The organism is Dysgonomonas sp. PH5-45 (assembly GCF_029893235.1).
Taxonomy (GTDB): Bacteria; Bacteroidota; Bacteroidia; order Bacteroidales; family Dysgonomonadaceae; genus UBA1309.
On the sequence record NZ_JARXWE010000009.1, the window covers coordinates 66,281 to 81,703 of the forward strand.

General features: G+C 38.2%; 12 protein-coding genes and 2 tRNA genes. 10 read left to right on the plus strand and 4 right to left on the minus strand.

Features of this window, described 5'->3' with window-relative positions; translation table 11 throughout:
- The 4 genes from M2132_RS05150 (at position 1) to M2132_RS05165 (ending at position 1,995) form a co-directional block, all read left to right on the plus strand.
- Positions 1 to 231: a hypothetical protein gene (locus M2132_RS05150; protein ID WP_280672010.1), complete on the plus strand. Its 231-nt coding sequence runs from the start codon at positions 1 to 3 to the stop codon at positions 229 to 231.
- Positions 232 to 360: 129 nt separating this feature from the next.
- The gene (locus M2132_RS05155; protein ID WP_280672011.1) at positions 361 to 810 is read left to right on the plus strand and encodes a phage holin family protein; all 450 of its coding nucleotides are present in this window, start codon (positions 361 to 363) and stop codon (positions 808 to 810) included.
- Positions 791 to 1,357, plus strand: coding sequence for an N-acetylmuramidase domain-containing protein (locus tag M2132_RS05160; protein ID WP_280672013.1), 567 nt, complete (start codon positions 791 to 793; stop codon positions 1,355 to 1,357). The genes M2132_RS05155 and M2132_RS05160 overlap by 20 nt, the downstream gene beginning before the upstream one ends.
- Entirely contained in the window at positions 1,354 to 1,995 is a 642-nt protein-coding gene (locus M2132_RS05165; RefSeq protein ID WP_280672015.1) for a hypothetical protein, read from the plus strand. Before M2132_RS05160 ends, M2132_RS05165 begins: the two co-directional genes overlap by 4 nt.
- Before the next feature lie 36 nt (positions 1,996 to 2,031).
- On the opposite strand, the gene M2132_RS05170 is transcribed toward M2132_RS05165, so the two are convergent.
- From M2132_RS05170 to M2132_RS05180, 3 genes are all read right to left on the minus strand, one after another.
- Positions 2,032 to 3,285, minus strand: a complete 1,254-nt coding sequence (locus M2132_RS05170; protein WP_280672016.1) for a phage integrase SAM-like domain-containing protein — start codon at positions 3,283 to 3,285, stop codon at positions 2,032 to 2,034.
- Between the two features lie 155 nt (positions 3,286 to 3,440).
- Positions 3,441 to 3,515: transfer RNA gene (locus M2132_RS05175), tRNA-Pro, on the minus strand.
- Positions 3,516 to 3,571: 56 nt separating this feature from the next.
- A tRNA-Met gene (locus M2132_RS05180) sits at positions 3,572 to 3,645 on the minus strand.
- A 223-nt stretch (positions 3,646 to 3,868) separates the two neighbouring features.
- Between M2132_RS05180 and M2132_RS05185 the strand changes: the two genes are divergently transcribed.
- From M2132_RS05185 to M2132_RS05200, 4 genes are all read left to right on the plus strand, one after another.
- Positions 3,869 to 5,422, plus strand: coding sequence for an LptF/LptG family permease (locus M2132_RS05185; protein WP_280672017.1), 1,554 nt, complete (start codon positions 3,869 to 3,871; stop codon positions 5,420 to 5,422).
- A 61-nt stretch (positions 5,423 to 5,483) separates the two neighbouring features.
- Positions 5,484 to 6,698 (plus strand): bifunctional 3,4-dihydroxy-2-butanone-4-phosphate synthase/GTP cyclohydrolase II, encoded by a 1,215-nt coding sequence (locus M2132_RS05190; protein ID WP_280672018.1) that lies wholly within the window; start codon positions 5,484 to 5,486, stop codon positions 6,696 to 6,698.
- 45 nt (positions 6,699 to 6,743) lie between these two features.
- Positions 6,744 to 7,460, plus strand: a complete 717-nt coding sequence (locus M2132_RS05195; RefSeq protein WP_280672020.1) for a Bax inhibitor-1/YccA family protein — start codon at positions 6,744 to 6,746, stop codon at positions 7,458 to 7,460.
- A 173-nt stretch (positions 7,461 to 7,633) separates the two neighbouring features.
- Positions 7,634 to 8,830, plus strand: coding sequence for a pyridoxal phosphate-dependent aminotransferase (locus M2132_RS05200; protein ID WP_280672021.1), 1,197 nt, complete (start codon positions 7,634 to 7,636; stop codon positions 8,828 to 8,830).
- Between the two features lie 102 nt (positions 8,831 to 8,932).
- Here M2132_RS05200 and M2132_RS05205 read toward each other — a convergent pair whose 3' ends face one another.
- The gene (locus tag M2132_RS05205) at positions 8,933 to 12,445 is read right to left on the minus strand and encodes a bifunctional proline dehydrogenase/L-glutamate gamma-semialdehyde dehydrogenase (RefSeq protein WP_280672023.1); all 3,513 of its coding nucleotides are present in this window, start codon (positions 12,443 to 12,445) and stop codon (positions 8,933 to 8,935) included.
- Positions 12,446 to 12,771: 326 nt separating this feature from the next.
- Between M2132_RS05205 and M2132_RS05210 the strand changes: the two genes are divergently transcribed.
- Complete coding sequence (locus M2132_RS05210) at positions 12,772 to 14,451, plus strand: hypothetical protein (protein WP_280672025.1); 1,680 nt, start codon at positions 12,772 to 12,774, stop codon at positions 14,449 to 14,451.
- A 515-nt stretch (positions 14,452 to 14,966) separates the two neighbouring features.
- A complete protein-coding gene (locus tag M2132_RS05215; RefSeq protein WP_280672027.1) occupies positions 14,967 to 15,356 on the plus strand; it encodes an Arm DNA-binding domain-containing protein in 390 nt (129 codons plus the stop codon).
- Positions 15,357 to 15,423: the final 67 nt, after the last annotated feature.

A 15,423-nucleotide genomic window follows, 5' to 3' on the forward strand; every position in this document is an offset into this window, starting at 1 on the left:
ATGGAAGAAAAAGACAAAAAACAAATTGTAACAAGAATCGAGGAGCCTGTTTTCACAGAACAGGTTCCTGACCTTGCCGACCCGGGGCCGGGCAAAGCTTGGAAAAGGAAATACGATAGCATAATCTTTTATGGGAACTTATACTTTGGATATACCTCGCATCTTAAGAAAAATAGAAAAGAAACCGAAAATGATTTCGAATTAGTGGATGTTGAAGACATAAGTCCATAAAAAACCTCTCGACCCATACAGATATTTGCGGTATCTGTAAGTTGAGACACGAAAGGTATCTGCTTTCGCATCTTTTTAGCCGAGAGGCAATCAATAAATGATTTTCTAATGATGCAAAGTTAAAATAAAATGGTAATAACAGATAATGATATATTAGTAATGACATATACTGATCATTTTTTAGTAGGATTATTGGAATTCTTCCTGTGGGCTAAATGGCTATTGATTCTTGCTTTTGTCCTCACAATAACAGATTTGAAGTTTGGTATAGCTGCTTCAAAATACAGAAAAGAAGCTGTTAAGAAATCAAGAGCGATCAGAAGGACTCTTGACAAAATAAGCAGTTATATACTATGGGTTGTATTAGCCTATACATTTGGTCAGGCTTTTGGGCTTCCGTTTGGTATAGATTTGCTACCCATACTCATACTTTTGGTTATTTACGGAGTTGAGCTGGAGAGTATTTATGTGAACTATTTCGCCTCAAAAGGAAAGAATGTAAAAGTAAACATATTCAAAATATTCGGTAAAAAAACCGACATAATAGAAATTGAAGAAAATGAAAGAGGAAGTAATTAATGCGATAATAAAAAATGCAGCTTTATTTGGATATGAACAAGCCGCTCTAAAGGCATTTGTTGATGTTGAATCATCAGGTCAAGGCTTCGATCTCCGAACAGGTAAAATTATGATTCAGTTTGAACCCGCATGGTTTAGAAAGAAAGCACCATACGCACCTACAGGTATGTGGTCTGTCAATAAAGTGGAGAAACAGGCTAAAGAATGGATAGCTTTCAATGATGCTTTTGCAATAAACCCAAATGCTGCCATGGAAAGCACATCCATTGGCTTAGGGCAGATAATGGGTTTCAATTATAAAATGTTGGGGTATAATTCGGTCGGAGAAATGTGGGATGACGCTAAATCAGGACTTGATAAACAAGTCTATCAAATGTGCAAATATATAGAAGCTCTACCTAAGCTCCAAAAGGCTCTCAAAGAGAAAAACTGGCATCTTGTAGCAACTTATTATAATGGTGCAGGGTACAAAGATATGGCTAAAAAAACAGGAAGAGTTCCTTATGATATAGCAATGTGTCAAGCTTATAAAAAATACAGTGAATGAAAAAATATACCATCGTATCAATAATATCTTTTATCCTTGGCGGATTGGTATTCTTCTTTGTAGGTCGATCCTCCATCGATCTGAAAAATGAAGTATCATATATACCAGGTGAGTCAACTTCCGGGTCCGTAAGTGACACTCAGCTTATACCAGTAAAAGAAGAAAAACCTGAAAAACCAATACTTCCAATGAAAGAGGTTGAAATCCAGTACATAGATACAGGAAGTGTTAGAATTACAACTGAATATATTTATTATGAAGTCGATACTGCCGCAATAATCGCCGATTATATATTAAAACGATCATACGATTTGGTTGCGTTTGACAATAAAGAGCAAGGGAAATTGCGGTTATTTCCTGTTGTTCAGTATAATAAATTATCAGGAATAGATTACGAATTCACTCCGGTATATAAAAACATCAACACAACCCGAGAAAAAGTATGGCAACCTTTTGTTTCCGGATCTTATTCTACTTTAGAGTATTTAGGTCTTGGAGGAGGTATTTTTTATCACAATCTTGGTTTTGAATACCAGTATAATTTAGATTTAAGAAAAAAGCCACAAATTCCGTTACAAACCGACCCTTATTACCAAAGAGGTAATTACCATTGGTTCAGTGGCAAGTATAAGTTTTAATGTTTGGTTATTAAATTGGTTGACGCGCAAAGTTTATTATTGCGCGTCTTCTTTATTTCTTATCAAGCACTCTAAAATTAATGAAATAGCATTATATTTTATTTTTGTGTTTTCTATATATGTGATAACTTTCCTGTTCGCTTCGTTTATCTTATTTTGATTGAATTTAATATATACATCTGTTATTGTGTTTCCTCCATGCCCAAGAGCGGCAGCAATAGTTTCTTTAGGAACTTCCAGTTCCGCTGCTAAAGTGGCCCATGTATGCCTTAATGAATAGGTCGTTATCTTAGGGATGTTAATCTTCGTACAGATAATGGCTAAGTAAGCATTTAATTTTTTACCAAAAGAGTTATACATCTTGAATTGAGTAGTGAACATTAAAGTTCTTTCGGAAGCGTATTTATTTAATAATACCTTTAGTTCTGGTTCTATAAATATTGTATAGAGTTTATTTGTTTTCGCTCTTTTGTAGTTCAGATATGTTCCAGAAAAATCATTGAGATGATATAAGTCTTTTATATTTATACCTATTGCATAAAATATCATTTTCGAGATATCGACAGCCCAATTTTCTTGTTTACTGCCTTTATAATTAAATAGAAGGATCAAATCTTTAATTTTTATTGCTCTTTTAATAGTCTCTTCTCTTTTTATTTTAAATCTTCTAAAAGGATAAATTTCCAAACCAATTATGTTATTGTCAATTGCATAATTGAAAACAGACCTTATATTTCTGAAATGGATAGCCCTGGCATTTACCTCTAAGCCGGATTTTATTATTTCACCTTTGGTATTTAAAGTTCTTTCTGTTTGCATTATCTTATCTAATTTATCGAGCCATGCATAATCAACATCAGTAAATCTGATATCGGAACCGAAGTGTTTTTCTATTTTGTTTAAAGTCGCTCTATATATATCTGCTGTTCTACCTGTTTTTAATCCAATAAATACCCTAAAATACTCAGAAAATAGAATAGGTTCTTTATCGCTTTGAATAAACTGATCTCTAAGATATTTAGCATTATCTAAAAACTTACCTTTTAACTTTAGTTTTTCAATAAATTCTTCTGCTCGTGAAAATTCATTTTGTATTAATACATTTTTCTTTTTTGACTTGGGTTTTGTTGGGAGAATAATCATTTCTTTACTATCCCAGTTTTCCGCATCCACATAAACATCTAAAGAAATTTGACTTTTTTTTGATTTAGCTCCAAATTCGAGTTTAATAGGAACTTTATTTTTACTATTTGGGTGTTGTTTGTCTATTATTAGTCTCAGTGTTGCCATAATTTTCTTTTTTTTCTTTGACGTTATTTTGACGTTTTAATCGTTTTTTATCTGGATTTATCGTCTTACATCCGAAATATACTAATTTTATAGCAATAAAAAAATAGTCTATATATCGGATTAATAAACTGATATATAGACTATTTAACCATTAGTCGGGATGACACGATTCGAACGTGCGACCACACGCCCCCCAGACGTGTACTCTAACCGGGCTGAGCTACATCCCGAACTCTATAAAGATAAAAAAGGCTTACTCTTCAAGCGCAAACCTTTTGCTTTTCAGTAGCGGGAGGGGGACTTGAACCCCCGACCTCATGATTATGAATCATGCGCTCTAACCAGCTGAGCTATCCCGCCATCTTCGTTTAGCGAGTGCAAAAATAGAAGAATTAATTAAATCATGCAAGTTTGAAGCTGAAAAAATACTCAATTTCCTTCCCGCACATTCATATTCTAAAATAATTGATTTATATTCAAATATTTACCCGCATAAGATGTTTTAACGATATATTTCCGTTTGCTTATTTCTGTTTATCGGCTTTTTGCTACCTTTGTCTGCAAATTTCTGAATATCCAAAAGATGTTACGCATCAAACGATTGTACTTATATATTCTTAAAACATTTTTACCGGTTTTTATTATGACTTTCGGTATTTGTTTGTTCATCGTTTTGATGCAATTCCTCTGGAAGTATATTCAAGACATGGTAGGCAAAGGGCTGGAGCTATCAGTATTTGCCGAACTGTTTTTCTATGCCGCGCTCAATTTGGTATCGCTGGCTTTGCCTCTGGCCATTTTGTTGGCATCGCTTATGACTTTCGGTAACTTAGGCGAAAACCTCGAACTATTGGCCACAAAAGCCGCCGGAGTACCTCTCCTGAAAACCATGCGCCCACTTATCATTTTTATTTGCATGGTTAGTATTGGTGCTTTCTTTTTCCAGAACAATGCGATCCCGGTAATTAATGTAAAGTTTTCGACCCTCTTGCGCTCCGTCAAAAACAAATCGCCCGAACTGATAATTCCCGAAGGGGCTTTTTATAATGGCATTGACAACTTCAATATATATGTTAAATCGAAAGATAAAGAAACAGGAACTTTATTTGATGTGATGATCTACGATACATCGCAAGGATTTAATAACATGAGGGTTATTGTTTGCGATTCGGCAAAAGTAAAAGATTCGAAGAACAAAGACATTTTGTTGTTCAACCTGTATAGCGGACAGCAATTTGCTAATGCCACGCAAGATATGAAAGTATCGGGGCAGTCGTCGTATATACCATACACACGAGAAAATTTCAGAGAAAAGAAAATAGTTATTCCCTTCGACGCCAATTTTAACCGGATTGACGAATCGTTTATGGAAGGCTCGCAAGTAACCAAAGGTATATCCGAACTTGCGCACTCTATCGACTCTATATCGGTTGTAGTAGACAGCATGAATATGTTGGACAGGGAAATAACCCGGAGCATTTTTCTGTCTGACTTTAACACCGACACATCGCCTAACAGCAATAACAAGGCTACCGAACAGCAAAAAGAGCAGGCAAACATACAAGCCGTTAACTTCGACTCGCTGTTATCTACCTTCGACCACAACAAACGCATGCAAGTATACAACGAAGCCGCCGCACAGGCTCAGATAAGAAGAGACGATTTGATGTACCGGGCTATGCCTAAAGATATTTCAAAGAAAAGCCTACGGCAGCATTATACCGAGTTTCACCGCAAATTTACCCTTTCTTTTGCCTGTCTGGTGTTTTTCTTTATCGGTGCGCCTCTGGGTGCTATCATTCGCAAAGGCGGGCTGGGTATGCCGGTGGTTATATCGGTTGTCTTATTCATTGTTTATTATATAATAGATAATGTTGGCTATAAAATGGCGCGCGACGGGGTTTGGGTTGCATGGGCAGGAGTTTGGCTCAGTTCGTTTGTGCTGTTTCCTTTAGGGGTATTTCTCACCTATAAGGCAAACAACGATTCAGCACTGTTCAACCCCGATGCCTACCGCAAGTTTGCCATAAAAGTTCTGGGGCACAAAAAAGCCGATAAAATTCTACACTTTGGCAACAAAATAACAACTACCTTTGTAAAGGTATTTAAGCGAAAAAGAAAAAAGGCGGGAAATTAATCCTCAAATCATTCTTTTTATTTCATTTTTTTTTAATCCGGACACATAATCCTTTAGTTTTATGGACAAAATAGTATTAAACACGATTGACGAAGCTATTGCTGAGTTTAAAAAAGGAAATTTCATTATCGTTGTAGATGATGAAGACCGTGAAAACGAAGGCGACCTTATTATTGCAGCCGAGGCCGTGACTCCCGAAAAAATCAATTTCATGGAGACCCATGCCCGGGGATTGCTTTGCGCACCTTTAACCCACGAGCGCTGCGAAGAACTCGATTTACCAATGATGGTTACAAATAATACATCGACACATGCCACACCCTTCACCGTTTCGATAGACCTCCTTGGAAAAGGATGCACAACAGGGATATCGTCGTACGACCGTGCACAGACTATACTGGCATTGGCCGACCCAAAAGCTAAACCCGAAGATTTTGGCCGTCCGGGGCATGTTTTCCCTTTAAGGGCAAGAGACAAAGGAGTTCTCAGCCGTATAGGCCACACCGAAGCAGCGGTAGACTTTGCCAAGCTTGCAGGTATGCATCCTGTTGCCGTTCTGATTGAAATAAAGAAAGAAGACGGAGAAATGGCCCGGCTTCCCGAACTGAAAGAGTTTGGCGAGAAGTTCGATATAAAAATGGTATCTATCGCCGATTTGGTCAGATACCGGCTGGAACGCGAAAGCATTATAGAACGTGGCGAAGAAGTGTGTATGCCCACCCAATATGGCGATTTCCGCCTGATACCATTCAGACAAAAATCGAACGGAATGGAGCATGTAGCCCTCATAAAAGGTACGTGGGAAAAAGACGAACCACTCATGGTACGGGTTCATTCCTCTTGCATGACCGGCGATATATTCGGCTCTAAACGTTGCGAATGCGGCGAACAGCTTCATAAAGCCATGGAGATGATACAAAAAGAAGGAAAAGGAGCTATCGTTTATCTCAACCAAGAAGGTCGCGGAATTGGCCTAATGGCAAAAATAGCTGCTTATAAGCTGCAAGAAGAAGGTCTTGACACAGTAGATGCGAACCTTCATTTAGGATACAGAGCCGACGAACGCGAATACGGCATAGGAGCAAGTATTCTCCGTGAGCTTGGCATCTCCAAAATGCGACTGCTTACAAACAACCCCGTGAAACGCATCGGATTGGAATCTTTCGGATTAAATATTGTGGAAAATATCCCTATCGAAATAGCACCCAATCCTCACAATTCGTTTTATATAAAAACGAAAAAAGAAAAAATGGGGCATACCCTGCGTAACATATAATCTTTTTTGTGACATAAATTCCCTTTGCAAAAAACAGAAAAAGAAATGGAATCAGAATCATTACAAAAACACGCTGTCTACACACAGGAGGTAGACAAAACGGCCAGCAGAATGTTATTCCGTAACGTTTATTTATGGATGACATTAGCTTTAATAATGACAGCACTTACATCGTACGTTGTTGTTAACTCTCCTATCCTCTTGAATGCTATTTTTACAAACAAAATGGTATTTTACGGACTAATTATCGGGGAATTTGCTATCGTATGGTATCTGTCGGCACGAATAACCCGTTTATCCTTTTTTTCGGCAACAGTTTGGTTTGTTATATATTCCGTGCTTAACGGAGCAACGCTATCGTTCGTATTCCTTTTATATACAGCCTCATCCATAGCCATCACATTTGTGGTTACGGCCGGCATGTTTGCTACAATGGCCTTGATAGGCACTTTCCTGAAGAAAGACCTATCGTCGTGGGGAAACATACTTCTGATGGCTCTGATTGGTTTAGTCATAGCATCGGTTGTAAATATATTTTGGGCAAACTCCACTTTATATTGGATCACAACCTATGCCGGGGTACTCATTTTTACGGGACTGACAGTCTATGATGCTCAAAGAATCAAAAAATCCATACAAGCACATGGTAGCCAAATAAACGAAACCACCCAGAAAATAGCCTTGATGGGAGCCTTATCACTTTATCTTGATTTTATCAATCTGTTCCTTTATATGCTCCGCATATTGGGTGGAAGGAGATAAAACACTTTCAATCTGATTACTTTTTTGTGTAATTTAACCCTTATCTGAGTTATTTGAGGCTTATTATGCGAATAAATTATTGCATAACATATAAAAAAATATTCCGCCAATCAATATTTTTCAGACATTTGTGGATTTTAAATTTTGAAATAGAAAACTAAAGAAATAAACAAATGAATTATCTACCTTCTAACCGTATTGCAAACCTATCCGAATCGGAGACTTTAGCAATGTCTCAGAAAAGTTCGGAGCTTAAAGCCCAAGGCATTGATGTTATTAACCTGAGTGTAGGCGAACCCGACTTTAATACTCCGCAACACATCAAAGATGCCGCCAAAAACGCGATAGACGAAAACTTTTCGTTCTACTCGCCGGTTCCCGGTTATCTTTCTCTGCGAAAAGCTATCTGCAATAAACTTAAAGTTGAGAACAACCTTGACTTTGCTCCCGAACAGATTATATGTTCGAATGGAGCTAAACAAGCCATTTGCAATGTTGTGCTAAGCGTTGTTAACCCCGGCGACGAAGTTATAGTACCCGCCCCATATTGGGTTAGCTACGTAGAAATGGTTAAATTGGCCGAAGGTAAGAGCGTTATCATTACTGCCGGAATTGACCAAAACTTCAAAATAACGGCTGCGCAGTTAGAAAAAGCCATTACACCCAAAACAAAGGCTATTATCCTTTGCTCGCCATCAAACCCAACAGGAAGCATATACTCGAAAGAAGAACTAAAGGCTCTTGCCGATGTGCTTGCCAAGCATCCACAGATAGTTATCATTGCCGACGAAATTTACGAGCATATCAACTACGTAGGCAAACACGAGAGTATAGCTCAGTTCGGCGAAATTAGCGAACGTGTTGTTATCATCAACGGAGTGTCTAAAGGATATGCCATGACCGGATGGCGTTTGGGATGGATTGCTGCCCCCAAATGGATAGCCAAAGCCTGCAATAAACTACAAGGACAATATACATCAGGTCCTTCGTCCATAGCACAAAAAGCCGCCGAAGCCGCCTATACAGGTAGTCAGGAGTGTGTAGAAGTTATGCGCGAAGCTTTTGAACGCCGCCGTAACCTTGTTTTCGATTTGGTAAAGGATATAAACGGTTTCAAAATAAATAAACCCGACGGAGCTTTTTACGCTTTCCCCGAATGTTCGTATTTCTTCGGAAAATCATATAACGGGCGTACAATAGCAGACTCGGCCGACCTTGCTATGTATCTTCTTGAAGAAGGTCACGTTGCTTGCGTTGGAGGGAAAGCCTTCGGGTCGCCCGATTGCATCCGTTTCTCGTATGCCACTTCCGACGAATTGCTGATAGAAGCTTTCAGACGGGTGAAAGAAGCTTTAGGTAAGCTGAAATAATAAAAATCTACCCTATAAAAAACAAAGGAACTTGTCAATGAAGATAAGTTCCTTTGTTTTTTGGTAACGATGCCCAAAATAGTTGATAAAAACCTTTATTATTTATTTCTCACCAAATATACTTCCATAACGGTGATACTCGTAAGTTACGCTCTGCTCTTTCAGATAATGAAGGAGTTCTATTCTGCCCTCAACAAGCGGAGCTGTCGTTGCAATATACTTACCCAATTCTGCCGCCTTGTCATAAACGGCGTCCGAAAGGTTGGCCGAACATGTACGGATGCGCTCATAATTATCCATATCCGCGATAAACTGCTCTTCGCTCTGGTATATAATCCTGATGCCGGGAAGGGTGGCCACAGCTTGCTTTATAGACTCAACGTGCTGGTTGTCTTTATCAATACTTATGGTAAGAGGGGCATTTGCTATGACAGATGCCAATATTACAAGAAGTATATCACACAGATTATCGGTTGGTTGAATCCTGAAAGCACAATTTTTGAGCGATAGGTAACGGAATACGTTCGATTCCCCATACAGGTTATTTATATCCCGCTCTTGCGAGAATTCCTTGTCCCAAGCATCCCTATAACTATTGAATGCAAAGTTAAGACGTGTTTTACATTCAGCGTTTGCCAATAAACCATCGAAAGGAGCAATCGGTTTGTTTGGTTCTGTTGCCGGCACAAGTTTTTCGGAGAAGTTTACAAAGCACGACACATAGTTAGGGCCTCCCGCTTTGATGCCTCCGCCAAAGGCCGAACGCTTCATTCCGCCGAAAGGTTGACGGTTCACGATAGCCCCGGTAATACCCCGGTTTATGTATAAGTTTCCGGCTTCCAGATTGGCTTTCCAATAATCTATCTCGGCATCGTCCAAACTCTGCAAACCCGATGTTAAGCCATATTCCGACGAGTTAACGTATTCTACGGCTTGTTTCAAATCGTCTACACAAACCACTCCCATCAGAGGGGCAAACAATTCGTTCCGGAAAGTAAAACTACCGGGCTTCACTCCCCACTTGATACACGGTTTGAGTATATATTTTTTCTCATCCACAAATCCCGGAGCAATCAGCCACGATTCGCCCGGCTCCAGATTATTGATTGCATGAAGCAATTTATCATTATCGTTGGTTATCATTGGGCCAACCATGTTCGATGTATCCCATGCACTGCCGGCATACATACTTGTGGCAGCGTCTTTTAGTTTGGTTCTGAAATCTTCGTCCTCATATATCTCCTTGGCAACCAGTAACAAAGAGCAAGCCGAACATTTTTGACCGGCATTACCAAAAGCAGATGCTACGGCATTCATTATGGCGTGGTCTTGGTCGCCGCTGCTTGTTAAGATTATAGCATTCTTCCCTCCTGTTTCGCCCGAAAGTGGTCTGCGTGGATTAGTTTTCAGAAGGCGGAAAGCTGTATCAGTTCCTCCGGTAAAGATAATATGCTTCACGGATGGATGCGAAGTCAGATAGTCGAGAGTAGAACGCTCGGCCGGAGATACAACCTGAAGAGCATCTTTAGGAACGCCTGCCTCCCAGAAACATTTTGCAAACTCCCAAGCTACCGGCAATGCCACAGTTGCGGGTTTAATTATAACCGAGTTCCCCCCTGCCAAAGCTGCAACAACTCCGCCAACAGGTATTGCCAAAGGGAAATTCCAAGGTGGAACAACCAAAACTACACCTTTAGGACTTATATCTACTGATTTAAGTTGAGTGAATTGCTTCATCGTGATCGGATAGAAACGGGCAAAGTCAATGGCTTCAGACACTTCAACGTCGCCTTCGGCAAACGTTTTACCGGTTATTGCTGCCATGCAACCTATCAGATCGCCACGTTTGTTGCAAAGGTTTGTTGCAACCTGATGCAACACTTCGTTGCGCTTACAGATGGTTGTTTTTCTCCACTGAGAAGCATCGGCTTCAGCAATTGAAATGATTTCTTTTACCTGATCTAAAGACGACAGATTAGCCTCGCAAACACAAACCTCATCATTACGGCTGCGGTCGTAATACTTCTTCTTGCTGTCGGTTACAACTTCCTTATCTCCTATCTGTACGGGAACAACAAAGTTCTCGGAGCGAATCTCATTTTTCCATTTTTCCAATATACTTAATGCCCATTCACGGTTAAGCGTCAAATCGAGATCTGTATCGGGTTCGTTATGGAAAATAAGGATATTTTCATCGGGCTTCGTTGGTAGATTCCTGTTTTGTGTGCGAAATACGGTAGGCGTAATTTTGTCCTTCAAAGCATAAGCTTGCATAAACTGATCGGCCAAAAATTGCCATTCTTTACTATCAATCTTCAAGTTGAACGAATAGCTCAAAAAATTGTCCTTGCCTGTATTTTCGTCCAAGCGGCGAACCAAATAAGAAATAGCATTGAGGAACTGAGCCTTCCTTACAACCGGCGTATAAAGGATAATTTGTTTATCCATGGCTCGTACCACACGGGGCAGGTTATTGGCCATACCTTCGAGCATCTCGAAAGTGACTTCGTCTTCCACCCCATTCTTCTTGCTCAACAAATGAGCATAGCCAAGTGTAAAGAAGTTGTGCGAAGCAACACCTACGTGCAACACCTTAGCATTTTCGGGCTTCAAAGCGATATCCAATATATAGAAGTAGTTTGCATCTACTTCAATTTTAGTCGGTAAAACAGGGTTAGGCCATCCTTTCAGAGAAGAAATAATGCTCTCCATCTGCAAATTGGCTCCTTTCACCAAGCGCATTTTCAGAGGGCTACCACCTTCCTTCACACGCTGATGGGCAAACTCCAATAATTCTTGCTGAAACAAACCCGCATCGGGCAAATAAGCCTGAATAACAATTCCGGCCATATAATGCTTAAACTGAGGCATACTCAGTACGGTCTTGAAGACATCCAGCGTAAGTTCCGTGTCCTTATATTCCTCCATATCAAGATTTACAAACTTCGGTTTTTTCACGCCGTTTGCATCCACATACGGATTATCTATTGCCTGTTGATATATGGTAGCTATCCGGCGACAAAGCTCTTTTTTGCTGTCCTCGTAGTTCAAAGAATGTATTTGAGCATAAATCCCCGAAATCTTGATAGAAATATAGTTAATATCTGGTTCTTTCAGTGCCTCCAGATAGTGATGATAGCGTTTATCGGCTTCTTTATCGCCCAAAACTACCTCGCCCAATAGGTTTACGTTTTGTCCTATTTTGCTGTTCCATCTGTCCGACAGGTGCTTTGTCAGTGTAGGACGCTCCTCGCCAATAATAATTTTGTTGGTTTCCTTCCGTAAACGGTCTTTGAAAATAGGTATCGCAATAGCATCAAACCGATAACCTATCAGGGTAAACAAGCGGAGTGTAAACCTATCAAAAGCATTAAAAAAGTCAGGAACACCATATTCTTCAATGAGCAATTTTATCCTTTTTGCCAGCTTTTTGTTATCTTTAATCTGCGACGATTCGTCCAGCATTTTAGACAATAAGGTCTTATTTTCGGGTTTCTGAATAAGAGAAGCGTACTTAACTTGCTCTTTTACTTCTGCGGGAGTTAGTTCTTTTTCGGCTTTTGCCAAAAACTCTTTTGCCCAATCAAGCACTTCGGAGGATGTAATATTGCTCATATACTATTCAATTTTAAAATTGTTTATCTCCTAAATTTTATATTCTAAAGATCCGAAAAAACAAACCTTAGGAACTACACGAAGAGTTACATTATATTTTTTATGACATGGTTTCTTTTACTAAATATTCGATATTATAGAAATCAACGAAACTTTTGATAGCACTAATATAGTAAACGCTTCTCATTTGGATATTATTTTACATATGTTTTAAAATATGCGCACACAGACTTAATTTTTATTAAACATCAAAAAAATAATATTTTATGAAGATACAAGTCTTAATATTATTAATTTTGCAGTGTCTAACACCTTAATATATAGACATGAATAAGACCCTAAACCTTTTTACTATTCTTTGTGTTTGTTATGGTTTTTTTGCTACATCGTGCAACTTCCGTTACGAAAAAACAAACTCCCTTTTGGAGCAAGCCGAAAATATCTTAGACAAACATCCCAATAGTACACTCCACCTTCTCGACTCAATTATCAAAGAAGGCAAGCTAAGCAATGACCAACACAATAAATATCTTTTGCTGCGTGTATCGGCAAAACACAAAACTAAACAAGACATCAGCCTGGACACCATAATATTTAGTGTAAAGAAATATTACCAAAACAAAAAAGATGACTTTAATACCTTCCGATCGGCCTACTACTCCGGATTAGTTCTGAAAGAACGGAAGCAACATAAGGAGGCAATGGAATCTTACATGGACGCTCAACAACATGGCGAATCAATAACCGACGAAAACCTTAAAGGACTGCTGCAAAGTGCAATTGGAGAATTATATTACATACAACTATACCCCAAAGAGGCTATCGAGCAATATAAAAAGGCAAGAATACATTTTCTTAATTCGGAAAACTATAAGAACCAGATAAAAACATGCAACCTTATCGGGTCTAATTATCTGCTGGAAAACAATTACGATAGTTGTTTCGCATACTTCAATCAAGCCTTGTTGTTAGCCAAAACCCATAATGATTCTTCCGAATATGTTTATATCAACCAAAATATGGGGATTGCCTACAAAAGCATGAACGATATAAACAACGCAAAAAAAGTGGCAAAACACGCTATATCATATTCGCCCAGCAGCAAAGAGCGAGTGATGAGTTATTGCAATCTGGCCAATATTTTTCTGTCGAACAATCAAAACGATTCGGCACGTATATATACCAACATGGCTATTAACGAAACAAGGGAGGATAATACCGAACAAAGAGCTATAATATACGGACTGTTGGCCAACATAGAAAAAATAGACGGAAACCACGAGAAGGCGCTCGAATATAAAGACCTATTCATAAATTACCTGAAAGATAACTTTATGAACAGGAACAAGCAAGTTGTACACGATGTACAAAAGAAATACGATTTTGAGGTAATACAAAACATAAACAACCGTCTTCTGATAGAAAAACAATGGTATTTGCTTGCTACAATGACACTCGTATTGATAATCCTCATCGTTGTCCTTATTCTTTATAAGAAAAACCTCAAAAACAAAGCCGAGCTACTGGATGCAGAGCACAAGATACTGCATATGAAAGAAATGGCTAAAAACTTCAATCATAAAGAAAAATCTTTCAGAAATGTATTGATTCAGCATTTCGATATTCTTAAAAAAGCAGCTTTGCTTGAGGGCTACCTCAAAGAAGAAGACAGAGAAAAAGGAAGTAAACTCCTCAAAAAATTTAACGAAGTAGTTTACGGACAGGAAAACATGGATTGGAATCAACTCTATAAATCGATGAACGAAGTTCAAAATGGTTTCTTTGATAAGATACAAACAAAATACCCGGAGCTCGACGAACTCGAATTCAGAATATGCTGTATGAGTTATGCAGGCCTGAACAATACAGAAATATCTATTATAACAAAACTGAAAGTAAATACTATCCACACAAAGAAGTCGTCTATCCGCCGCAAATTAGGGATAAAAGAATATGGAAGTTTCTTCGATTTTTTCAACGAAAACTGTCCGGAAGACACTTATTAATAGACCAAATACCCCTTATATCCCCCTTCTTTTTTGTCATAAAAAGTTAGATGGTTCAACCGAAACTTATCGAATAATCATCTAAATAGCAGCAGATTAAAAAAAGTGAGACTCGACAAAAATCTAAGTTGGGTATTCACCTTCTTTTATTTATTCCTTTTCCTTACTACCTTTGAATATAAGGATTTCAAAAAGAATATTTCAAGATTAAGGAAAACGAACAATAAATCATTTAATCTTACAACGAAAAACACTGTTCTAAAAATTTTAGGACAATACTTTTCCACTCAATCATCATTCTAAATTTAGAATAGGAAGTTATTCTAAACACTCGGAAATTTAGGGTTAGTCAGGAACTAGAGGTGATCTCTGGTTCCTGGCGTTTTTTATAAATGAAGCACCCCTTGTAAATATTCTATCTGATTATTTATACACCTATTTGCACGTTGTTTGAGCATAAATAAGCATATTTGTGAATGAAAATGTGCAAATTTTGTGCAAAAAAAATAGGAAATATGATAATAAAATCAATCATTGATAATCGCCGCACAAATAAATTTGGCAAATATCCGATAAAGATACTCTTATCTGACAAAGGTAATAGAAAATATATTTCATTGGGGATATACACAGATCTGGCGGAATTCGATGAGGCATCCGGATTGCTTATAACATCAAATAAAAAAACACAAAAAGAAAACCAACAGCATAATAATTTAATTATAGCAGTCCGAACGCAAATAAACGATTTGATTATTGAGTACAGAAAAAGCAATAAACCAGTAACACCGGATACAATAATAGATTTATACAAGAATATTAATACAGCCAAAGATAAAGAAAACTATACATTCAATAGAGTTTATATACAATCATTCAGGGCAACCGCATCAAATTTTCAATAGTTTCCTGAGATATTGAGTATCCAGCGCTGCTTTATATAGCCTCTTTTTAATACTCAGTTTGTCTTTC